13 protein-coding genes are annotated in these 23,645 nt (G+C 55.5%); 4 read left to right on the forward strand and 9 right to left on the reverse strand.

What is annotated here, in order from left to right:
* Positions 1-680, forward strand: a 680-nt coding sequence (locus tag CGZ80_RS27880) for a hypothetical protein (RefSeq protein ID WP_158222602.1), incomplete at its 5' end; no start/stop codon positions are given.
* A 561-nt stretch (positions 681-1,241) separates the two neighbouring features.
* Here CGZ80_RS27880 and CGZ80_RS07780 read toward each other — a convergent pair.
* The 4 genes from CGZ80_RS07780 to CGZ80_RS07795 form a co-directional block, all read right to left on the reverse strand.
* Positions 1,242-3,092: a glycerophosphodiester phosphodiesterase family protein gene (locus CGZ80_RS07780; protein ID WP_094413059.1), complete on the reverse strand. Its 1,851-nt coding sequence runs from the start codon at positions 3,090-3,092 to the stop codon at positions 1,242-1,244.
* Positions 3,093-3,316: 224 nt separating this feature from the next.
* Positions 3,317-6,109: an MMPL family transporter gene (locus tag CGZ80_RS07785; protein ID WP_094413061.1), complete on the reverse strand. Its 2,793-nt coding sequence runs from the start codon at positions 6,107-6,109 to the stop codon at positions 3,317-3,319.
* A 254-nt stretch (positions 6,110-6,363) separates the two neighbouring features.
* Entirely contained in the window at positions 6,364-8,817 is a 2,454-nt protein-coding gene (locus CGZ80_RS07790; RefSeq protein ID WP_233148297.1) for a glycogen/starch/alpha-glucan phosphorylase, read from the reverse strand.
* A gap of 548 nt (positions 8,818-9,365) precedes the next feature.
* A complete protein-coding gene (locus tag CGZ80_RS07795; RefSeq protein ID WP_103296650.1) occupies positions 9,366-9,779 on the reverse strand; it encodes an FHA domain-containing protein in 414 nt (137 codons plus the stop codon).
* A gap of 261 nt (positions 9,780-10,040) precedes the next feature.
* On the opposite strand from CGZ80_RS07795, the gene CGZ80_RS07800 reads away from it, so the two are divergent.
* Together CGZ80_RS07800 and CGZ80_RS07805 are read left to right on the forward strand one after the other, a co-directional pair.
* Positions 10,041-11,690 carry an FAD-dependent oxidoreductase gene (locus tag CGZ80_RS07800; protein WP_094413067.1) on the forward strand — a complete coding sequence of 550 codons (1,650 nt, stop codon included), beginning with the start codon at positions 10,041-10,043 and terminating at the stop codon, positions 11,688-11,690.
* Positions 11,691-11,885: 195 nt separating this feature from the next.
* Positions 11,886-14,072, forward strand: coding sequence for a TonB-dependent receptor (locus CGZ80_RS07805; RefSeq protein WP_094413069.1), 2,187 nt, complete (start codon positions 11,886-11,888; stop codon positions 14,070-14,072).
* A gap of 18 nt (positions 14,073-14,090) precedes the next feature.
* Here CGZ80_RS07805 and CGZ80_RS07810 read toward each other — a convergent pair whose 3' ends face one another.
* Both CGZ80_RS07810 and CGZ80_RS07815 read right to left on the reverse strand, forming a co-directional pair.
* Complete coding sequence (locus tag CGZ80_RS07810) at positions 14,091-15,041, reverse strand: energy transducer TonB (RefSeq protein WP_143543792.1); 951 nt, start codon at positions 15,039-15,041, stop codon at positions 14,091-14,093.
* A gap of 294 nt (positions 15,042-15,335) precedes the next feature.
* Positions 15,336-17,468, reverse strand: coding sequence for an SHD1 domain-containing protein (locus CGZ80_RS07815; protein WP_094413073.1), 2,133 nt, complete (start codon positions 17,466-17,468; stop codon positions 15,336-15,338).
* Positions 17,469-17,570: 102 nt separating this feature from the next.
* Here CGZ80_RS07815 and CGZ80_RS07820 point away from each other — a divergent pair, with 102 nt between their 5' ends.
* On the forward strand, positions 17,571-20,135 hold the full coding sequence (locus tag CGZ80_RS07820) for a DUF3516 domain-containing protein (protein ID WP_094413075.1): 2,565 nt from the start codon (positions 17,571-17,573) through the stop codon (positions 20,133-20,135).
* A gap of 11 nt (positions 20,136-20,146) precedes the next feature.
* Here the strand turns inward: CGZ80_RS07820 and CGZ80_RS07825 are convergent, their stop codons facing one another.
* The 3 genes from CGZ80_RS07825 to CGZ80_RS07835 form a co-directional block, all read right to left on the reverse strand.
* Entirely contained in the window at positions 20,147-21,502 is a 1,356-nt protein-coding gene (locus CGZ80_RS07825; protein ID WP_094413077.1) for a Gfo/Idh/MocA family protein, read from the reverse strand.
* A gap of 126 nt (positions 21,503-21,628) precedes the next feature.
* On the reverse strand, positions 21,629-22,237 hold the full coding sequence (locus tag CGZ80_RS07830) for a metallophosphoesterase (RefSeq protein ID WP_094413079.1): 609 nt from the start codon (positions 22,235-22,237) through the stop codon (positions 21,629-21,631).
* Between the two features lie 88 nt (positions 22,238-22,325).
* A complete protein-coding gene (locus tag CGZ80_RS07835) occupies positions 22,326-23,636 on the reverse strand; it encodes a PQQ-binding-like beta-propeller repeat protein (protein WP_233148298.1) in 1,311 nt (436 codons plus the stop codon).
* Between the last annotated feature and the right edge of the window lie 9 nt (positions 23,637-23,645).

The raw sequence follows: 23,645 nt of genomic DNA on the forward strand, positions 1-23,645 counted from the left end.
GTTTTTTCAACGCCGAACGAGTTGGCTCCAACGCTCCAGTTGTCAACGGAGCCTTGCTTCTTTGTATTGAAAAAGGACGGCCGATCGCAGCGATCAATGTCTATCCTTGGGATGGAAACATTTGCCACGAACTCGATGTTTTAACTTCGCGCCCGACTTTTCGAATTCAATACAATGCTGGCCAGATTTGGCAGCCGAAAGAATCAAACCTCTCCTTCCTTCCCGTCAAGGCGACCTCAAAACCAAACCTCAGTCATACGCGTCGCCTTTTCCAGATGAAACAACTCGCTCGCAGAGTCACCTGTACGCTAGAGGGTTTCAATGATGACAACTCTGATCGGCAACCACTACGCCTATTGCCGAATCCTATCTACCGATACGCAACGGACCATGGCAGCGCCGTAGGAGGGACTTCCGACGGTGCGATATTCGCTTTCGCACAGGGAAACGACCCTGAAGTCCTACTCTTGATTGAAGCGACTGATGAACCAGAAAGTACAGCTTGGAGATACGGGTTCGTCAGGGCTTCTTCGGCAAAACTCTCAGCTGCGTTCGATGATCTGGAGGTGTGGCAAGCCGAGAAGTTTCCAGACGATACTAAATCGGTCGGCGCACACTACACCGTTCGCCAACCCTTCGATGCCATTGATATTCCTGACGCCTCGACGAAAGGCAAATAGAAGACTTGGTAATCTCTTTTACATGCTCTGCGAGAGCACGCATCACCTGCCATGTGTTTCGTCCTCCGCTCCAATGGGATGGGGCACGTACCTTGTCAATTTGAATCCCACCAAGAGGATCGAAGTCAGCAGTTCCTGGGCCTCAAGCGAGGGAAAGCCCCTCGCCTTGATCACTTATAAAGCGTCGTGACTTCATCTGATTTTGTTGATTCAAGACAGATGGTCTCCTCCCGGGTTAGCAAAGCAGCGTTATTTCCTCTGCCCTTGCAGACCCAACGACTACATCGTGAGAGGCCGCGTCAGAGAATTATCAGCCGGTTAGATAAGCGAATGCGTGGCAATCCAATCGAAACATAGGGTGCAAACCGAAAGTGGAACTTGACCGCGCTCAGCGGGCAAGAAAACTATCTGAAAGATGGCTGATCGATTCCCACCGCCTTCGCAGCCAATCGGCATGCGAATGGGATCAGGTTTCAAAACACCGAAAGCGATGACAGTCAGGCGGAATCTGCTTCTGCCCAAATCACCCATTCCAACTTCAAGGTACCTTACACCTTTTTTTTAGATCCCAAGCCATACAGAGATCTCTGCGAGCAAACGTTCCGAGCTGCCGAGGGCCGCTCGTTGGCGAATGACGTCTCGAGCAATATCGGGGCGATTGGTCAAGATCCCATCAACCTTGCGGTTCATCAACATCGACATCTTTGCAGGATCGTCGACGGTCCAGACAAATACCTCCTTCCCTGCCTGATGCGCACGCCGGATGAAATCGCGATTCGCAAAGTCCGCATTCACCGCCAAAAAGTCAGCATCGATGTTTCTTAAGTTACCAACGTAAACCGACATCAACCGCCCATACTTCCAGTCGGGTCGTAGCGTCTTGGTCTTCGCAACTCCGCGAGGATCGAGCGACATCACCATCACTTGGTCTGCCATTCCTTCGCTTTCAACGATTTGAACGACCCGTTCTTCTAACTGCTGATCGTGCCCGTAGTATTTCAGTTCAATGATGACACCGACACGATCTTTGCACAGGCGTAAGACATCCGCCAATTTTGCTATCCGTTCGCCCGAGTACTTGACGTCGGCATGACTTCCAATGTCAACCTCTGACAGCTGATCCCAGGACGATTCCCAGACCTTGAGCGGGCTGCCGGCGATCTTCATCAAGTCCTTGTCATGAACGACAACCACATACCCATCCGAGGTTTCCTGAACATCGATCTCAACCCAGTCGGTACCATCCTCGATCGCCCTTTGGAATGCGACCAGAGAATTCTCGGGTGCAAGAACTGATGCACCACGATGAGCCATGACCTCCACATTGTCCTCCGTTCGAACGGAATTGATCAACCGATAACCGCTCGCTGTCGCTAGCACGGCCAGGATTGATCCGACAACGATCAGTTGCCACGCGGTCAAACGCGTCCAGATGGAGCCCTTGGACGCCAGGGGTAGACTCGCCCTTTCACTTTTGATCGAACCTTCAACAGAAAGAGCCTGATAACGGTGTAACAGCGTCGCCGCAAATCCAATCGCCGCAAGCAACTGCACTACCATACCGGACAAAACGGAGAGCGAGATCATCCCCCCTACACGCAGCGCCAACATCAACAGCGAACCAACCTCAGCCGGCATCAAGACCCGTCCTAGCATCGCGATCGCGAATGCACATGCCGAGTTTGCGACGAAGACGACGGCAGCCATAATGACAAGCGAACAAACAATGCGAGTCCGATGCCCATCAACCAACTGTTTACTCAAGCTCAGTGCATTCCCGGAGGCTCCTTGCTCGAAAAGGACGAGCGGCAACGCCAAGAACCAACTCGAGAACAAACGCAACAGTATCAACATCAGGCAGATGGATAGAGCAACGCCCAATAGCACCGCCAGCGAAAATTCCTTTGGACGTTCTGTCAGATAAAAATTGATGTCAAAATCAGCAAGCAACCAACGATAGGACAGAGCTGCTGCACCTAAAAATGGTGTCGCCACGAATACCGTCCGTGCCACAATTGCGAATGCGACCCGCAATACACTGATAGACTTCACTGCCGCGAAACGCAGTGCGTCCAGCGTGTGAGCCGTCTGGCCGTTCTGTCGTTGCACCAAAATCCATAGTAGCGATGCCTGCTCGAGTGCGAGAATCGCAAGCCACAACGAAGCGACCGCGAGCCCACAAACCCATCCAAGTGGACCGATCAAGAAATAGACAAGATCAAGATCGGAAAGCACCTCGTCGCCTGAAAGCCCGAACAAGAACTGAAACAGTACAACGAACGCTGGCGTAATCAGAACATACGCCAACAATTTATAGACTAAGTCTGTTGCCACCAAACTTCGCTTGCTCGACTTAATCAACGACCAGACTTGACGGACGTCTTCGGCTACTGTCGCTTTGTGATCTCGCAAAGTCCCTCACCTTTCATTCGATGGTTCTGCCGCCGAATCTTCCAGTCGCCAGTTGATCGTAGTGTACGAAGTATTGCGTCCCCGCACTCGATCCGCATCAGACTTGTCATCAAAACATCCGTCACCTTTCGTTCATTCGCCCGATGTGCGGCGACTGCGCAAGCCTAGTCCACGGCGCGGACCAACGAATCCCTGACGGTAGAATAAGCAGCCTGTCATTTTACCTATCTTCCGGAAAAGGTACCTGACACCTTTTTTGACTTGCCGGTGAGGACGACGAAGCTGGGGACTAGCACGGTTCTGACATAGAACGTGTCGATGAGGACTCCGAGGCCCAATGCGAAGCCTAACTCGATCACACCTTTTAGGCCGCTGGTGGCGTCCGTTTGTATGCCAACGAGGTTTAGTACCGCAGGTAGCCATGCCGAAGCGGTCATGCTGAAGAACGTTGCGGCCATCACCATCCCACAGGCTGTGATGATCCCGCCAGTCCTGGACACCGCATAGCGCAGCGCCGACAACCACGGCCGCGTCTTCTGCTCTTCGACAATCCTGGTGACCAAGTAAACGTTGTAGTCTTGCCCCACCGCAACCAAAATCACAAACAGGAACAACGGCAGCTTCCAATCCAGTCCAACATAGGCATCGCCATAAGCGGCTCGGAAAAACAGCACTGTCATCCCGAGCGTCGCGTAGTAGCTAAGCAAAACGGTGAAAATCAAATACAGGCACAATCCGACACGCCGAATCACCGCAATCAAGATCACCAGCACCGCGATCACCACGGCAAGTTTGATGCGAGCGTTGTCGGCGATCGTGACACTGCGCAAATCGATGATCGAGGGCGTTGTGCCGGTGTAGTAAAACTTGGCATCGTGCCAAACCGAGTCGGGATTCTCCGAGACGTCACCAAGTAATTTTCCAATCCCAGACACCAACTTCGCGGTCTCAATCGAAAACGGGTCGCCGTCGATGATCACGTCCAAACGCGCAAGGCGATCTTGATAGTCAGGGTTATTGGAAAAGAAATAGTTCTGTGCGACGCGGTGCTGGCGAAGCGCACGACGCTTCCATGCTTCGCCACTGAGCAGCCCCATTTCGCGGTTCGGTGGAAAATCACCGAGCGGATCGTTGGCCGTACGAACCCCGACAACCCCTGGCTGTTCGTAAAGCTGGTCCGACAACGTCCCAATGTCTTTTCGCAGCTGCTCGCGAGCCTCGCCCTCTGGCCGGACAATCAGCACCGTTACCGGATTGATTTTGCCGATTTCAAAATGCTGTGACAACAACTGGAACCCACGCCGGCTGGCCGCGTCATTGTCCAATTGGCTGCTGAGGTCATACGTCACCGATTGCTCGCTACGCCAGCCATAGATCGCCGGAAGCAACAGTAGTGAAATGCCGACCACAAAGGTAGTTCTTGGACGCCGCGTGATCTTGATCGCGATCCAGTCCCAAATACTCTTGCGGCGAATCGCATGTCCATCGGGCCCTGTTGCGAACAGTGATCGCGACGGATTCGGATCAGGACGAACAACGCCTGGCCAAAAAACACTTGGCCCCAGCGCGGACAACAATGCCGGCGTGAGCGTTAAACAAACGAGCAACCCGACCAACAAGCAGATGGCGATGATGGGGCCGGTGTAATGGTATTTGCCAAAGTCGGCGAACCATAGCATCGCCAAGCCGAAGACGGTCGTCAGTGCACTCCCCAACAGCGCCGACGTCACACCGGACAATGCATTCCGGCAGGCTTCGCGCCATTCCGCTTTGGCTGCTTCTTCGCGCAATCTCGCGATCAAAAACAAGCAATAGTCAGTCCCCGCCCCAAACAGGATCACAACGATGAAGATTCGGCTGGTCGTAAAGACGCGCATATCCAGCCAGCTGACGACATCGCGAATCGACCAATCGGTTAATAAGGCGACTAAACAAGTTGCAACCGCGACGGCGACGCCGATCGACACCATCGGGACGGCGACCAGCAGCGGCGCTCGATAGACGACGATCAAAATCAACAGGATCATGATCACAGTGATCGACTCGGTGTACCGAATCGCATCGCGGGCAGCAATCAGCGTCTCGCCACCGATTGCCGCCGAACCGGTGTATTCCAGACGCAACGGCGTCCGGTCGGCTTGTGCTTCATTGGCGTGCCCCATGCTGTATTGCCGCACTTCGTTGAGCAACGAATCGAGCCCTTCGAGCATTGCGATGTTGCCGGTCGCCGCAAGCTCGCTGCTCATTCGGATCACCGCCAACCGCGCCGCCGGTTTGCTGAGCAAGCTGCCAAGGATGGTGTCATCCCAAGAAAGCAAATCCAACATGGCGTCCCAAGAGCCCAGTTCGCGGTCAGCAATCGGGATCACTTCGGACTCGATGTCGGGCATCAGAAGCCTGGCGTCTTCCAAATCGCCATCCGCCTTGTCGGGATCCGCGCCGATCAGCATGGCCAACTGCCAGCGATCGTAGTAGCTGATCGCCATCCGAGGCTCGGTCAGCGAAGGGGCGGTGTCTGGGACAAACTGCTGATAAGCTTCATAGAACCTTGCGTCGACCGTAACTGAGTGATCGAGTGCGACTTGGGCGCGTTCCAGCCAAGGGCGACATTCGTCGGGAGCTTCGTCGATCGGTCCACTTTCATACCCCAAACGGATCGCGCGCTGCCAACAAACCTCTGCCAAACGGTGGTGCAAACGCCGTAACAAGTCGTCGCCCACCATCAGGTCAAGATCGCTCAGTGCGACGTGGCCGCCCTCTTGAGTCTTATCGCGGCCGAGGACCAGCACCACTTCGCTGCGCGCACGCTCACCTGGAAACGCTTCATCGAGAACCTTCGCCGCCGCGACCGTATTCATTTGATCGGGCAGGTATTCGAAGTCCCCGTCATACGCGATGTCAGTCCATCGGGGAGCGAAAAAGACGAACGCCGCTGTGATCAACACCCAACCTAACATCGTCACCCAAGGACGCGATGTCGTCGTCTTGGCCAGACGCTCGGTTAAGATGGAAAGCATAGGCAAAGCTTTTGGTCGGACGTCGATTTGACGGGGGCGAGGTGCATGACGCGTGGGGAAGCGGGCCCGTCGTTATACCATCCGACCGAAGCGTTCTTGCAGGGGGCATGGCGATAGGGACAAAAGCATTCTGCCGTTTCGCCAACTCCCCCGCAACGAAAAACGGCCGCTTCCCGAGTCAGGAAACGGCCGTTTCGAATTCATTGGTGGGGCGACTGTCTTGAACGTAACAGTGCCGCCGCTTCATTGCCGACTCAGACGGCGCCGACGTTCCAGATATCGTCCGCGTACTGCTGGATCGTTCGATCACTCGAGAACCAACCGCTGTTTGCGGTGTTCAGGATGCTCATTCGGTCCCAGTGCTCCGTATTTTTGTACGCGCCGGCAACTCGTGCTTGTGCGTCGATAAAACTGCGCAGGTCGGCAATCGACAGCCATTGATCTCGTGGGTTTCGAAGCCCGCCGATCAGTTCGCCGAAGATACCGGGTTCGTCATCGTTGAAGTGCCCGCCTTCGAGCAGTTCCATCAGGCGACGGATGTCCTCATCACCGTTGATGATTGCGTTCGGATCGTAGCTCTGACGAACTTCAGTGACTTCTTTTGCGTCCAAGCCGAAGAGGAAGAAGTTCTCTTCGCCGGCCTTTTCACGGATTTCGATGTTGGCGCCGTCGAGCGTACCGATCGTCAACGCACCGTTCATCATGAACTTCATGTTTCCGGTACCCGACGCTTCTTTGCCGGCGGTGGAGATCTGCTCGCTAAGTTCAGTACCAGGGCAAATCATTTCCATGGCCGAGACACGGTAGTTCGGGAAGAACACCATCTTCAGCAACTCGTTGGCCTTCGGTTCGGCATTGACGCGTGCGGCGACATTGTTGGCGAGTTTAATGATTAACTTGGCGATGTGATAACCAGGTGCTGCCTTGCCGCCGATCAAAACGCAGCGTGGCACCATGTTGGTCGTGTCACCACGCATGATGCGATCGTACAAGTGCACAACGTGCAAGATGTTAAGCAGTTGTCGCTTGTACTCGTGGATCCGTTTGACTTGAACATCGAACAGCATCGCAGGGTCAAACACGACGCCGGTGTTCAGCGCGATGTATTTCGACAAGCGTTCTTTGTTGGCTTGTTTAACCGCACGCCATTTCTTGCGGAACGCGGCGTCTTCTGCGTACGGCGCGAGGTCTTTGATCTTTTCCAAATCCGATTCCCATGCCGATCCGATCGTTTCGGTCAGCAGGTCACGTAACCCTGGGTTGCAGTGCGACAGCCAGCGGCGTTGCGTGACGCCGTTGGTTTTGTTGTTGAGCTTGTTTGGCCAGATGCGATCAAAGTCCGAGAACAACCCGCTCTTGAGCAAGTCAGTATGCAGCTGTGCGACGCCATTGACCGAGAAGCTTCCGACGATCGACAGGTAAGCCATGCGGATGTGTGGGTTGCTGCCGCCCTCGATAATCGAAACACGACTGATCAAGTCTTTGTCGCCAGGATATTTGTCAGCGACGAAGGCAACGAAGCGCTCGTTGATCTCGTAGATAATCTCCAGGATCCGTGGCAGCAGATTGCCGAACAGCCCGACCGACCAACGCTCGAGTGCTTCGGGAAGCAACGTGTGGTTGGTGTATGCCATGCACTCGGTCGTGATTTCCCACGCTTCGTCCCACTCCAAACCGTGCTCGTCCATCAGCAGACGCATCAACTCGGGAACGGCACACGCGGGGTGGGTGTCGTTTAGCTGGAAGCAGTTCTTCTTGCCGAAGTCACTGAAATCTTCACCGTGACGGTCAACCCAGTCAGCGAGTACGTCTTGAAGGCTGGCCGAGACCAGGAAGTACTGCTGCTTTAGCCGCAACTCTTTTCCGTTCTCGCTCGCGTCGTTGGGATACAACACCATCGAAATCTGTTCGGCGTTGTTCTTCTGAGCAACGGATTCTGGGTAGCTACCGGCGTTGAATTCGCCGAGATCAAATTCGTCGGTTGCGGTCGCTTTCCACAATCGCAGTGTGTTGACGGTACCGTTGCGGTAGCCAGGAATTGGCATGTCGTAAGGGACTGCCAAGACCGATTGCGATTCGACCCATTTGAAATGCTGCTTGCCATCTTCGTCGACGACACGCTCGGTACGCCCATACAGATTGATTTTGCGAATATGCTCATGGCGTTCGATCTCCCACGGATTGCCGTTTCGCAACCAGTGGTCAGGGCCTTCGATTTGACGGCCTTGATCGATCGTTTGGTTGAACATCCCGTATTCATAGCGAATGCCATACCCGGAAACCGGCAGCTTCAAGTTCGCGCAGCTGTCCAAGAAGCACGCAGCCAGACGTCCAAGGCCGCCGTTGCCAAGGCCGGCATCGGGTTCCTGATCAATGACTTCTTCGAGTTCGACTCCGAACCGGTTCAGCGCGGTGCGCATCGGTTCGTCGAGGTCCAGGTTCAATAACGCGTTATTGAGCGAACGACCGAGCAGAAACTCCAGCGACAGATAATGCACCCGACGAGTGTCGCTCGCATCGACGCGTGCGCGAGTTTGGATCCAGTCTTCGGTAATTCGATCACGTGCGGCAAGGGAAGCCGCTCGGTAACAGTAATCGCTGTTGGTTTCCGCTTCGTTCCTGCCAAACGTATACAGCAGGTGACGACGAAACTCACGAGAGAGCGTGTCCAGAATCACCACACCGTTGCCATTGTTATGATCGGACATAGAACTATCTTCGAGGATCTTTTGCATCGTCTTTCTTAACTTGGTCGTAAACCGTTCTTGGAATGTATCAGGTTGGCGATTCGAGCTCGAAACGTCTCACGCCGCTTGCAGCCATTTCGGCGAAATCTTCGGTGACTCCGAGCCGCTGGCTAACCATCTCACTGGCGGTGCTTGACTCATCAGTGATAGGGGGCATGACGCGAGGAAACAACCGTTCAAGTCAACACGGGCACTAGGGGAAAAATGAACGCCCGAATTCGGCCGAGATGGCTCTGCCAACTGAACAGAAGTCAGGGCTTTTTTCGGTGTCCACTCGTTCGCCTTGAACGCCATGACTGTCCAGGTGATCGCAGTGTCTCACCCTGAGTGATCGGACGTGAATTGGCCACAAGCAAGAAAAAACGGGCGGATTAAGTTTTACCCATCAGGCATAGCCCTTCGACATGATCACAACGACGTGATCCGCACAGACGTCAAAACCGCCCTGGTCTATGCGAATCAGACACGCCGTTTGTGTCGATGGGAACGGCCTGTTATCAGACCACGTGTCAACCGATTTCGTAGCGATCGTCTTCGCCAAAGGGAACAATCTTGACCGCGTGCGTTTCGTCGCCGTGGTTCTGTGGGGCTGCCGCGGATCCACCCGCAGTCGATGTCTCGGTCGCCTCGGCAGACTCGATTCGCATCTTCGCCAGCCCGATTTGGACTTCGGATCCCGACGTCAAGCTCGCCTTATCGACTTGCTGGCCGTCGATGAAGATGCCGTTTTTGGAGCCCAGATCACGAATCACAAGCTCGCCATCCGCACCGATGACAAATTCACAGTGTCGGCGGCTGATGGAGCCGTCTTCGAGATGGATGTTCGTCAACATGCCACGGCCGACTGTTACCGGAGGCTGAAGCACCCAGGTGCGTTGCTCTTTGCCGGTCTCGCGGTCAACCAACGTAAACTTAAACTTCATCGCAGACTCCAGGGTCAAGCTTGTATGAGGTAATAGCGATGATCAGGCAGATCGCCCAGACAAGAATTTCACTTTAGCCCGTGCGCGTTGCAACGTCCACTAGGCGAGGTTGTCACAAGTTGGCAAATACGCACACTGACTCGTACCGCTTCTTCTGATTCATTAGGATCACATGGTTGGCGGATCGGAATCGCAGGCAAATGCCACGACGGTCTGGAAATCCGCTTCTGAATAACGAGCAGAACAAGGAAATATCGAGCAATGAAGATCGTGATCATTGGAGGAGTCGCCGGTGGTGCATCGGCAGCAGCACGCGCCCGACGACTTGGCGAAGATGCTGAAATCATCGTGCTCGAACGCGGCCAATACCCTTCGTTCGCCAACTGCGGTTTGCCCTATTACGTCGGCGGTGAAATCCAATCACGCGACAAATTGCTAGTCGCCCCGGTCGAGATGTTGCGCAATCGACACCGCTTGGACGTCCGAGTCCGTTCCGAAGTCACCCAAATCGACCGTCAAAACAAAACGGTCCAAGTCCGCGACTTGAACTCCGGTACCGAGTACGCAGAACCCTATGACAAGTTGATCATCGCCACCGGCGCCGCACCGTTCAAACCGCCAATCCCCGGTATCGATAGCGAACTGGTCATGGGGTTGCGTGATCTGGCTGATGCTGACCGCATGCACCAGTTGGCAACTTCGGGAAAACAACGCGCCGTCATCGTCGGTGCTGGCTTCATCGGCATCGAAGTCGCCGAGAACCTGCGTCACCGCGGGATGGATGTGACGATCGTGGAGTTGGCTGACCAAATCCTGCCTCCGTGGGATCATGAAATGATCGCGCCGATGGATCACAAGCTGCGTTCCGAAGGCATCGAAATTCGCCTCTCGGATTCGGCAACGGCGTTCAAAGAAGTTGATGGCGGCTTGCAAGTCGAACTCAAATCCGGTGATACCCTGGCGGCTGATTTTGTGGTGCTGAGTGTTGGCGTACGTCCAGAAAATCGACTGGCGATCGATGCTCAAATCGAGTGCGGATCACGCGGCGGTATCGTCACCAACGAGCACATGCAGACCAACGACTCGGACGTCTACGCCGTCGGCGATGTCGTCCAGGTCGACGACTATATCACACACGAAAAAATTCAGATCCCACTCGCCGGACCGGCGAACCGACAAGGCCGCATCGCCGCCGACCATATTTTCGGCCGGTCGTCATCCTATCGTGGCACCCAAGGCACCGCGATCGTCGGCGCGTTTGGCATGTCAGCCGCGATGGTCGGTCAAAGTGAAAAGTTGCTTCGTCGTGCCGGTACGACTTTCGAAAAGGTTTACATCCATCCATCGGATCACGCTGGCTATTATCCCGGCGCTAGCCCAATGACGCTGAAGCTTTTGTTCGATCGCGAAAACGGCGCCATCTTGGGAGCTCAAGGCGTTGGCTCGAAAGGCGTCGACAAACGGATCGACGTGATCGCGATGGCCATCCAAGCCAAGCTGACCGTCGAGGATTTGGAAGAGGCCGAACTGTGTTACGCACCACAATTTGGCCATGCCAAAGACCCAATCAACATGCTGGGCTTTGTCGCATCAGGTGTCCTCCGAGGCGATCATCCGGTCACGCAAGTCGATCGATTACCTGAATCACCCGCCACTGGCGGCGAAGTCTTTTTACTGGACGTTCGCAGCGAAGCGGAAAACAGCCAGGGTCACATCCCCGGTGCTCACAACATTCCGATCGAACAACTTCGAGATCGCCTAGACGAGCTGCCCAAAGACAAACCCATCGCAGCGTACTGCCAAGTCGGTATGCGTGGTTATTTGGCGACGCGTGTGTTAATGCACCATGGTTTCGATGTGCACAATCTCAGTGGCGGCTACAAAGCCTGGTTGCTCTATCATCCGGCTTAGTCGCCACAAGGGTGTTTGACCTTGCCGGTTGTACGGCATCAGCGGCTTGTCCGTGATGTATCCTCCGGCATTCCCGTACAACACTTCCAATCGCGCCAGCCCCGACGCCGAAACCAGTCGTATCGGGAGGCCGCTGACGTGTTTTCGCCGCCTCCACCCAAGCGACCCCACCGGGCTTAAGGACGAGGCGACTCGATGCGGTTCTCATTTACCACGGCATTCATTCTTTGCGCTGCGACTGCGGCGTCGGCGCAGCAATCTGGAGAGTCGTTTTCGATTCCCGAAGTCATTGTCGAAGCGGAACGTGATCCGGAGACCTTGGATGGCGATTCCGAGGCGGCCAAGGAATCATCAGGCGACTTGTCGATCGGCGAGTTTCCATCGCTTTCATCCGAAGCGTCGCCCCTGCCCTCGCTGACTTCGCCACTGAATTCCCAGCAGCAAACAAGCAATGAATTCGCCCGCCAGTTCGGTACGCCCGCTTCACGTGGCGACGACTTGATCGGCGAAGCCACTTCGGCATCGTCTGGAGTTTATGGGCAAGTCGACTTGCAAAATCGCCCGATCAATCGACCAGGCGACGTGCTGGAATTGATCCCCGGTTTTATCGCGACCCAGCACAGTGGCACCGGCAAAGCGAATCAATACTTCGTGCGTGGCATCAACCTTGACCACGGAACCGACTTTGCCTTGCGGGTCGATGGCATCCCGATGAACCTGCCGTCGCATGGACACGGCCAAGGTTACCTTGACGTTAACTGGCTGATTCCCGAGCTGATTCAATCCGCCAACTATCGTCTCGGTCCTTACTACGCCGACATCGGTGACTTCAGCTCTGCCGGGAACGTTGACATCGAACTCGCACGCGAGTTGCCGAACGGGATCGCGAGTGCAACCATGGGTTCGTTCGATTACTACCGTACACTGATCGCGGACTCGGGCGAGTTTGCCGGCGGCACGTTGTTGTACGCGTTCGAAACGACGTTTTACAACGGCCCGTGGACCACCAAAGAAGACTTTGACAAACTGAACGGAATGCTTCGTTGGTCACACGGCAATCGTGATCACGGCGTGTCCCTGACAGTGTTTGGTTACGACAGCCAATGGACGGCGACCAACCAAGTCGCAAGTCGTGCGGTCGACGCCGGCATTGTCTCGCGGTTCGGAACCCTTGACCCAAGCGACGGCGGCAAAACCAGTCGCTACGGCATCAACGGCGAATACTGGAGTCGCAGCGAGGACGTGACGACGAAAGTGAATTCCTACGTCAGCTACTACGACATGGATTTGTTTTCCAACTTCACGTTCTTCCTCGACGACCCGGTCAACGGCGACCAAATCGAACAAGTTGACAAGCGTTGGTACACGGGCCTGAACGCCAGCCAAACGTACCACCGTGATTGCGTCGACCACACCGTCGGATTTCAATTCCGCAACGACAACGTCTACGAACTGGCACTCAATCGCACGAACTCTCGACGATTGGTTTCTCCAGTAAGAAACGACAGCGTCGACCAACAAAGCTACTCGCTCTACTACGCAAACGATGCCAAGCTGACGCCATGGCTATCCAGCCACCTCGGTCTGCGTGGTGATTTCTATCGTTTTCACAACCAGGCGAACGTCAACACTGCCGACTCCGGAACTGTCGACGACCAAGTCTTCAGCCCGAAATTTGGCTTGGTGTTTGGGCCATGGGCGGATTCGGAGATGTACCTGAATTGGGGACAAAGCTTCCATAGCAACGACACCCGTGGCGTCACGTCCTCGACCGATCCCGCAAATCCGTTGGTCAAGAGTGACGGCACAGAGATCGGCGTTCGGTCTTGGGTCACCCCAAATTGGAACTCGACGCTCGCTGTGTGGTACCTGGAAATCGATTCGGAGCTCGTGTTCGTCGGTGACGCGGGGACCACTGAAGCCGGACCGTCCAGTCATCGTGGCGGTCTGACCTGGACCAATTATCTGCAGCTGAACGACTATGTCAGCGCGGACATCGACTACTCACACGTGCGTCCGCGTTTTGCCGGTGGAGATCGAATCCCGAACGCGGTCGAGAATGTATTTACCACTGGAATCACTGCACGTGCACCGCGATCGCCTTGGTACAGCACCTTCCGCCTGCGGCACTACGGTCCCGCAGCTCTCAACGAAGACAACTCGGCACGCAGTTCGACCACCACGATTGCCAACGTTCAGCTCGGCTACCAAACGCAACGGACGAACTTTGCCGTCGACGTGTTCAACTTGTTTGATAGCCAAGACAACGACATCACGTATTTCTACGAATCGCAACCAGCCGGGCTGCCTGCCGCCGAAGACTTCCACTTCCACTCGGTCGAGCCAGCGATGGCACGTGCAAGTGTGACTTGGAAGTTTTAGAGAGCCGTGCCTGACAGATCAGTCGCCACGCAATGAGAACTTGATCGGCACGGTGATTTCGCTTGCCTGTGCAATGTCACCACTGCGTGCCGGCGAGAATTTCCACTTCTTGACCGCAGCGACAGCCTCGCGGTCAAGGCTGGGGTAGTCACTTGATGTGTCCACTTGGACGTCGATGACGACGCCACGTTCATCCAGCTTAACACGCAATAAGACGCGTCCCTCATAACCGGCGGCTCGAGCGGATTCTGGATACAGCGGCGGCGCGTTGTCCTCATGCATCTGAGGTGGCGTATCGATCTTGGCACCGCTCGCCGCCTCGTTGGGAACAATCGTCGGTGGCTGGACGGCAGGTGGAGTTACGGGCCGTAGCCGTCGCTTCTTAACGGGGCGTTTCGCAGGGATTTGCTCCATCGGTTTGGCCGGCTTGTCAAATTCAACTCGCTCGAGTTCAACTCGCTCGAGTTCAACTCGCTCGAGTTCAACTCGCTCAACGGGCGGCATTGCCGGCTGAAACGCCACTTCTGGCTGCGTGGCATCTTGCTGAAGCTGTGGCATCTCCAAAGGCGATTGCTGCGGCTTCGGCGGCTCGATCGATTCGGCATCCAAACGTGGATCTGGCTCCGTTTCCATCGGTTCGTCGATTTCTTGAAGAACCTCTTCTACCGGGGGCAACGTGACAGCCGATTCCGAACTCACGACTGGAGTGGCCGTGATCACGATCGCTGATGAGTCACCACGTTTGACATCCAGAACCCAAGGCTGATCCGGTGTCGACCAACAAGCCGCAGCCGCCAATCCACTGAGGTGCAATAACGTACTGGCGATTAACGCTGGACGCAGAAATCGAGAGCGAGCGGTAGCAGGATGATTGCAATCGCGGACGACTTCGACTTTGGGAACCGCTGTCGCAACTTGTCTGACTGGCCCAATCTTTAATCCTCCGCTGGCCGGACAGTGTTGATCCACGCCCGAGCTCTTTGCGACTGCGTCTTTGGCGACCGCGACATTAGATTCACAAGAGAAAGACAAAACGCACAGGTGGGCTGATTGGATACCGGTAGATTTCGAAGCGGTTTTCCTTCGAAGCGCTAGCAGGCGACATTCTCAGCCGCTCTGGTTCGGATGTCAAACTCTCGGACAAACTCCCATCATGTTCCACCGCCATGCACCGGGAATGGACATGGTTGGCACCAAACGCCAGCCCCAACCCCCAAAACGATCGAAAACCGCACTCCAATCGGACCAGCCGAATCGGCGGCGTCAATTCTTTAGTGGCAGATCCGCCAGCGGTGTGGCCACCAAGCCGCGCTTGCCGTAAACGGACGAACCGAAACCTCGTTTGTAGCGTGGATGCAGTATTTTCCCGGGAAATTCTACACGGCTAAAGAAATCAGGATCAGGTTTTTCGTTCTCCCGAACCCGTTGTTGAATGGACTCGCCTTTTTTGAGCCACATAAACGAGGGTGCACCGCCATTGGAAGCTCCGGTGCTCCATAACGAAGCGTTGCCCTCGCGGATGTCGACATTCGAATAGAACGGTGCGACCGTCACCGTTTGCGTTTCACGTTTTCCCATCTGCTGATAGGTAACCGACCGCGACTCCGACCGGCCCATTTCAGCTTTGATGACGATTTCCGCTTGCGACTGCACGACCCAGCCACACGCTCGCGCCGCGGCCTCCAATCCCGCCCGAGCACTTGCGTTGTGAGCGCCACAATTTGTTTCAATCGCAACTCGTGTTCCGGGTTGAAGCGTCCACAACTTCTCGCGATCAATCCGCGCGACGGTTTCGTTGACGGCGTCCCCCGGCAATTCCACCGCACCAATCACAAAGGCGCTCACATCGCGTTCTCTCAGTTCGACGCCATAACAAAACCGACCGGAGACGACTTGGGTGACGTCTTGTGAACCCTTGCCGCGAACGACTTCCGAATGATCCGGCCGGTAACTCCAAACCGGCAACTCACTCTTCAAGTCGAACAGCGTTTTGCCATCGATCAAAAGCGTCTGATCGTCCACCCAAGCCATCTTTTGTGGGAATGGTGAACCGATACCATTGGCCGTGTAGCGTTCTGGTAACGCGGCCGAACCGAGAGTCCAAATCGCGAGCTGATGGTGGGTCAAGATCGCCAGCTTTTCACCATTGGTATCGAATGCGACGGCGGACGATTTTCCGCCCTCGATTGGCAACGTTGCCAACGTCGCTCCGTCTGCCGCGGAAATCACGCGCACATCGTTGTCTTCCGGCAACGCCAAGTAGCGTTTTCCGGGACTGATCACCGGTGACGCCCCAAAAAAGGACTCCTGTTTGACTTCGTAAACCGCGGAACGTTTTGCGAAATCCCACACCACGTACTGCGAATTACCCCAGCGATGGAGTACTGCGTCACTGCCGACGAATTCGGCAAAGGGAACGCCAAGACGATCATCCTTTTGGCTTGTCCAACGCACGATCGGCTTTGCTTTTTCCGTCTTCGGGCTGGCCGACCACACGCACAACGTCGCCTCATTGTTCTCTGACTCGCCAACAGTCAAGACACGCTGTGACGCGGGATCCACCGCCATCAACATTTCGCCGTTTGCAATCGCCTGGACCTTATGGATTTTCCCATCCGCGATCGTCGCCCAGACAAGTCGACCGGGGAAGTCTTCCTTCTTATTGGAGTTGCCAGTTCCCGTAGCGGCTGCCATCCAACCCGATGCGGTTCCGATCGGATACACCGACAACAGGTTGTCCCAAAAATCGATTTTCGGAAACACCGCCCCACCCGATGGGATTGAGACCGCGATCGCTGGCGGATCAGGGGAGACGCCCGATATATCGGTTGCCGAATCCCATGCCGCGGTCGAGTTCAGTGCTGCCGTCGCAAACGTTTCGAGTTTTGGCGCTGCGATGTTTCTGAGCGGTGCACTCGCACCGATCAATTCGAGACGACGCTGATCAGCATCCGACAACTTACTGACCGGCACGGTAATTTCCGAACCTTTGTCCAAGCGATACAGCGTCACGGTGTTTTCATCTTGATCGAAGTCGACCACCGCCGCCTTGATCGAGAACGATCCGGATTGATCTTTCCAGTTGTAAACCGGCGAAATCACTTTCGCTTGCCAAGCGTAGCGCGTCTCGTGAAGCGGAAACTCGCGACGCCGCGGGTTGTTAGCGAATTCGTATTCGACAACGACTTGATTTCGCGAAACATCCATCACTTTGCCGGGTCGCCAATCGCCGAGGTAATACACCTCGATTTCCTCACCCACGCTGGGACTCAATTTGATCCCCGCTGGCATGACGCCCTGCTTTTGGGCCGAGGCTCGATCGGCCCCGACAACGAACACCAAGGACACAACCACCACGGTGCACCACCGTCCAAACCAACCGTTTGTTTCCGCCATCACAAATCAAGTTCTATTAGGGGAGCCGACTTCAACCGTTCTGCTGGACAATTGTAGCTGCTCCACCGTCACAATTCAGAGCCAACCTGATACAACAACGGCATGAACAAACCAACGCAACCTGATACCGCTGCCCTGTCGGCGGACCCGACGATCGATCGCGATACGTTGGCATCGGAATACTTTTCGCTGCTTCGCTATCCGCCCTATCCGGTTCAGGAAGAGGCGATGCTCGCCTACTTTGCCGGCGATCCGGCGCGGGGCGACCAAGGCGTCTTGATCTGTGCCCCGACTGGAACCGGCAAAACGATGATCGCCGAGTCGGCGGTGTACGAGGCACTGCGTACCGGAAAGCGGATGTACTACACCACGCCGCTGATCGCGTTGACGGATCAAAAGCTTGATGAACTTCGCGATACCGCCGTTCGCTGGGGCTTCCCAGCCGACAGCGTCGGACTGGTGACTGGCAACCGCCGCGTCAATGGTGACGCACCGGTCTTGGTTGTCGTTGCCGAGATTCTGCTTAATCGCTTGCTAAATCCTGAGCTCTTCGATTTTTCAGAAGTCACCTCCGTCGTGATGGACGAATTCCACTCGTTCAACGATCCCGAACGCGGCATCGTCTGGGAATTGACACTCGCTCTGTTACCGCCGCATGTGCGCACGATGCTGCTCAGTGCGACGGTCGGAAATGCCTATGAATTCACGTCGTGGTTGTCACGGGCTCACAACCGAAAATTACAATTGGTGACCGGCGACGAACGCAAAGTCCTCTTGCAATACGAGTGGGTCGAAGACGAAATCTTGAATGACTTCGCCGAACGGATCTCGCGCGGTGACGATGTCGAACGAAGGACGCCTTCGCTTGTGTTCTGCTTCAGCCGTTCGCAGTGCTGGACCGTCGCGGAAATGCTGAAGGGCAAAAGCCTGATCGACAAAGCCCGTCAAAGCGAGCTGGCTGATTACCTCAACGCCGCAGACCTTTCCTCGGGCGCTGGCCCGAAGCTGAAACAGATTCTGATGCGCGGCGTTGGTGTCCACCACGCCGGCGTCATGCCACGCTATCGCCGCATGGTCGAAGAACTGTTCGAACGCAAGTTGCTGGCGATGTGCGTCTGCACAGAGACCTTGGCCGCAGGGATCAACTTGCCCGCGCGAAGCGTGGTGCTGCCCAGCCTGATGAAAGGACCACGCGATAAGAAACGCTTGGTCGACACCGCTTCCGCACAACAGATCTTCGGTCGCGCCGGTCGCCCTCAATACGACGATCGTGGCTATGTCTATGCGCTCGCGCACGAAGACGATGTGAAGCTGCACAAATGGCGTGAAAAGTTCGACTCAATCCCCGAAGACACCAAAGACCCAGGGCTGCTGAAAGCGAAGAAACAGCTCAAGAAAAAGATGCCCAAGAAGCGTGCGGGCGAAACGTACTGGACCGAACAGCAATTCTTGTCGCTGCAACAAGCCAAATCGGCCGACCTCTCCAGTCGGGGGCATCTGCCTTGGCGATTGCTGGCCTACATGCTGGGCAAGTCGCCTTCGGTGCAGCCGCTGCGTGACTTGGTCGGTCGACGTCTGATGACACCAAAGAAGATCGAAGAGGCACAGCGTGGGCTGAATCAAATGCTCGTCACGCTTTGGCAATCCGGCTATGTAATCCCCTCACCGCTGCCCGAACCCAAGCAAAGCGACTCACCGGCGAGTTCGCCTACCGGGCCAACCGCCAAGCAAACCAAAAATATCCCTGCGGCTAAACCAGCCGAGCCCCAACCGACGGGAGGACTATTCGGGGATCTGCTGGATCAGATGCGCAGCGATTCCGACGAAACCGAAGCCGTCGAAGAAAGCTCGGTAGAAGAAACACCAAAGGAACCAGAGCCAAAGGTGCCGCTAATCTCCGTCAAATCGTTTGACCTGGATAACTACCACCCTCTCGAAGCGACACCGACGGAGAAGCTTGATCGCTTGGTCCACTTGCGAAGTATCAATCCGATCTATGGCGTCTACATGGCAGACCTGCTGGCCAAGGCTGACGACGAAGAACGGATCGCGACACTGGAAAGCGTTCTGGAAGTCCCCGGCACAGTCGCCCGCTACACGCGGATGCCGAAACTAGAAGACATGCCGCCCGGCAAACTGGCGACCGAGTACCTGGACGCCGAGCTTTTGACGCGCGGGATTGTTACGGCAGAGGAACTGGGCGCGGCCAGTCAAGACGAAGAAGAAGAAATCCGCGATCGTGGATTCGGTCGAGTGATGTTCGACGAACCCAAAGTCTGGCCGTTGACGATCGGCGAGAAAATCTATCGCCTGTTCCAAAACGACTTCCCACGCGTCGACAACGTTCGCATCCGCCCCGTTTGGATTGTCGGCGAACTGCTGAACTACGATTTACAATTTGACAAGTTCATCACCACCAAGAAACTGCAGAAGGAAGAAGGCATCCTGCTGCGACACTGCTTACGGATGATCTTGTTTCTCGACGAGATGGCAAACGTGCCACCGGAGGACACGACGGTCGAGACCTGGGAAGACTGGATGGATGACTTGGCCGAAAAGTTGACCGAGGCGTGCCGCCAAGCCGATCCCCAAACCACCGACGAAGTCCTTTCGGAAGACGCCGGTGATGATGACTTGGTCGCAAGCGGTCGCCGCCCGTCGAATTAAGCCCCGACGAACTAAGCTTCGGACGGGTGCACGTATGGCTTGCGATACTGTCGTTTCAGTTTCGCCGTCGCTTCGTCGTCCCCGATCACGGTGTGAGTTTCAGGGTCAAAGTTCAGCGTGCGGCCTTCCAAGTCCATCGAAACGTTGGCCAGCACACACGAGGCACTGGAAATGTGACCTTGTTCAATGTCTGCGACCGGCTTGGATCGCTCGTCGATCGCTTTCAAAAAGTCCTTCATGTGCCCGCGAATCGCCGACGCGACATGTAGCTCCAACGCCCAATCACGTTGGTCCGTTTTGTCCGTTGGGTACTTGTCCAATTCGATCACGGTTTTGCCGGTCAGCTTTTCACCGCGACTGTGCGGCGTGAACTCGTACTTATGGACGTCCAGCTTCAGTGTCCCACGATCGCCATAGATCACACCGGCCCATGGCCACTCTGGATCGGGTGCATGACCCCAACTGCGATGAATCCAATTGATATCCAGCTCGTCGAATTCGTAGCGGGCCGTTTGGGTATCACTGATATTCGCTTTCGATTGATGGTCGACATAGATCCCTCCGTTGCTGCTGACTCGCGTTGGCCAGCCCAAACCTAACTGCCATCGGACCATGTCCAACATGTGAACGCACATGTCACCGACGATGCCGTTGCCATATTCCATGAAGGCACGCCAGCTTCGTGGGTGCACCATTTCGTTGTAGGGACGCATCGGTGCGGGACCGGTCCAAGCTTCGTAATCCAGGTTTGCCGGTGGAGTGGTGTCCGGCGGATTTTGCTTGGCACGCATGTGGTAGTAACAGCAGATATCCGCATACGAAACATTGCCTAACAGTCCTGCATCGACCACACGCTCTTTCGCTTCCATGAGGTGCGGTGTACTGCGTCGCTGCGTGCCGACCTGGACGACGCGGCCGGTCTTTCGCGCCGCGTCCAACATCGCCTTGCTTTCCAGAACATCGCAAGCGGTCGGCTTCTGAACCCAAACATCCGCGCCGGCATTCACAGCCGCAATCATCGGCAACGCGTGCCAGTGGTCCGGGGTGTCAACCAAGACGATGTCGAGACCTTTTTCGGCCAGCATGTCGGTGTAGCTGGCGTAGGTCCGGGGACGTTTTTTCGAGGCCTGGCGGGTGGCGATCAGGTCCGCACATTCGTCCAGCATTTTGGAGTCGACATCGCACAGCGAGACAACTTCAACAGGCTCGACGTTCAATAATTGCAAGAGGTCCGATTTGCCGTACCAGCCACAACCGATCAAACCGACGCGACGGGGACGATCATCGGTGGCAGCGTACGCTTTGGTAGCGACCGAAGCGGCGGTCGCGGCAAGAGCCGAACCGGCTAGGAATTTTCGACGATCCATTCTGAAAAGCCTTTCGTTGGGAGTGCAAACACGGACGAGTCACACGCATTATCGTGACCGGCCAAGCATGTCGCAACCAAACACTGCCAACGCAAACTTTCATTAACAGCGAACCGACGAAGAAACTCAATCGAAGTCGACATCCAAGATCACGCCTCGCGGTCCGGCGTTCAGAATCAAGCTGGGACCGATCTCGTCGCGTTTCTCCCAGTCGTCGTGAATGTGCCCGCAAACGACTAGTCGCGGCTGCTTCTCCGCCACGCACTCGCGAATCGATTGGCTGCCGCGAACACGACCACTGCTGTCGCAGTCAACGGTATCGATCGGCGGCGAATGCACCACCAACACACCCGACGTTGGACAATCGGCCAACAGCTTTGTCGCTTGCTCTTCATCGAAGTCATACGACCAAGCGCCGAATGGCGTGACTGGGATACCGCCGCCGACGCCCCAAAAATCAATACCCAATAGGCTGCATCCGGTTCCGTGCAGCACCGTCGCTGTCGTCCAGATCTTCGCCGCGTCACGAAGCTCCGCGAACGTTTCTCCGTTTCCAGGCACCAATACTGCTGGCTTTTCGATCGATTTCAGCACCGACAGCGTGTCATTCAACCCGGCATGTCGGTTGGCGAAATCCCCGGCGCCGATCACCATGTCAACCTGCTCGGAAAGCTCGACCAATCGCTCGGCCGCATCCACACTGCGGTGCAAATCGCTGAAACAAAGAAACTTCATCGGGCGTACTCTGGGTCCCTGCGGGCAGGCAATCGTTGATATTGTGACAAGATGGTCGTGACAGAACGTCTGATTCTAGCAAGCTCGCTTACATTCCGATGGCGATCAAATATTCTTGCCGACCGTTCGCTTCTTCGACGCCGGTTCTAAGGTACATGCGTTTGCCAATCACCACCGGCGAAGCAAAAATTGAATCGCCAGTTTGGATTTCTGAAATCAGATCGAAACGATCTGGAACCGCGTCGATGATAAACACCTCGCCGCGTTCGGACGCCACGATTAAATGCCCATCGGCATACAGCGGTGAAGCACTGATTCCGCCGCCAAAGAGACGGCGTTTCCACATCTCGGTTCCGTCCTGTGTTCGCCAGCAATACGCTACACCGTTATCTGCCACACCGAAGACATAATTCTTGATCGCCAGCAGCGATTGTTCGTAGCACTTCACGCGGTTGGTCCACAACTGCTGATGCCGCCCCGCGGCGGAAACACACCAAGTCCCGGAAACAGGGTTCCCGCCGCTAACCAACACGCTGCGGTTATCCCATACCACCGTTCCGCAGATCGCTTCGGTTGCACTCTCCACGCTCCAAATCTCTTTGCCTGTCGATGGGTCATAACTCACGAATTTATCTGCCCCGGCAATCAACATCTGTTGCTGGCCGGCGATTTCGGTGATCGCCACGGAAGCAAAATTCAGATTCTCTGGCCGCTGAATTTTCCAAACCTGTTTGCCCGTTTCACGATCCAATGCATAGATTCCGCTATCCGCGCCGTCATACTCGGCCGCAATGATTAACAACTCGTCAAACATCACCGGGCTGGCGCCGTATCCAAATTGGAAAACGCTCGGCGCGAAGTTGCAAACTTTCTTTTGCCATGCCTTTCGCCCATCCGGGTACAACGCGGTGACAACGATTGCATCCGCAGTATGGAACGATGCAAAAAGCAGCTTTCCGTCGTACGCCATCGTTGGCGACGCATACGAGTTGTTCGGATGAATTCGCTCTGGCAACGTCCCTCGATGCAACACATAGGTGTCGAGGACGTGCCCGCTATCGACGTCAATTTTAACGACCGACTGTGTCTGTTTCGCTTCGTCCGCTGTGGTCAAAAAAATTCCGACCGGCGTGACGATCGGTGTCGAGTGTCCACGGCCTGGGATCTTGGTCTTCCAAGCGATGTTTTCGCCGGTTTGAAAGTTCCACTGGGTTGGCAGCGTCACATCGTCCGCGGCATGATTGTCCATCGCCGCACCACGCCACTGTGGCCAAACGCTTGTGTCCTGTGCAATCAACGTTTGACTAGCAAACGCAATTGGAAGCAGCAGCAGCGCCGCGGCGAAGACAGGCAGGCGTCCGAACGAAACAATCCAAGTCAAAGCGTTTGAATAAATCACGAGCGAAGG

It is taken from the genome of Rhodopirellula sp. MGV (assembly GCF_002251265.1).
Lineage (GTDB): Bacteria > Planctomycetota > Planctomycetia > Pirellulales > Pirellulaceae > Stieleria > Stieleria baltica_A.

What these genes read in the sequence shown, in the direction of transcription:
- CGZ80_RS07785 (WP_094413061.1), bottom strand. Translation starts at nt 6,109, where the DNA reads ATGCTTTCCATCTTAACCGAGCGTCTGGCCAAGACGACGACATCGCGT.
- CGZ80_RS07790 (WP_233148297.1), bottom strand. Translation starts at nt 8,817, where the DNA reads ATGTCCGATCATAACAATGGCAACGGTGTGGTGATTCTGGACACGCTC.
- CGZ80_RS07795 (WP_103296650.1), bottom strand. Translation starts at nt 9,779, where the DNA reads ATGAAGTTTAAGTTTACGTTGGTTGACCGCGAGACCGGCAAAGAGCAA.
- CGZ80_RS07800 (WP_094413067.1), top strand. Translation starts at nt 10,041, where the DNA reads ATGAAGATCGTGATCATTGGAGGAGTCGCCGGTGGTGCATCGGCAGCA.
- CGZ80_RS07805 (WP_094413069.1), top strand. Translation starts at nt 11,886, where the DNA reads ATGCGGTTCTCATTTACCACGGCATTCATTCTTTGCGCTGCGACTGCG.
- CGZ80_RS07815 (WP_094413073.1), bottom strand. Translation starts at nt 17,468, where the DNA reads ATGGCGGAAACAAACGGTTGGTTTGGACGGTGGTGCACCGTGGTGGTT.
- CGZ80_RS07820 (WP_094413075.1), top strand. Translation starts at nt 17,571, where the DNA reads ATGAACAAACCAACGCAACCTGATACCGCTGCCCTGTCGGCGGACCCG.
- CGZ80_RS07825 (WP_094413077.1), bottom strand. Translation starts at nt 21,502, where the DNA reads ATGGATCGTCGAAAATTCCTAGCCGGTTCGGCTCTTGCCGCGACCGCC.
- CGZ80_RS07830 (WP_094413079.1), bottom strand. Translation starts at nt 22,237, where the DNA reads ATGAAGTTTCTTTGTTTCAGCGATTTGCACCGCAGTGTGGATGCGGCC.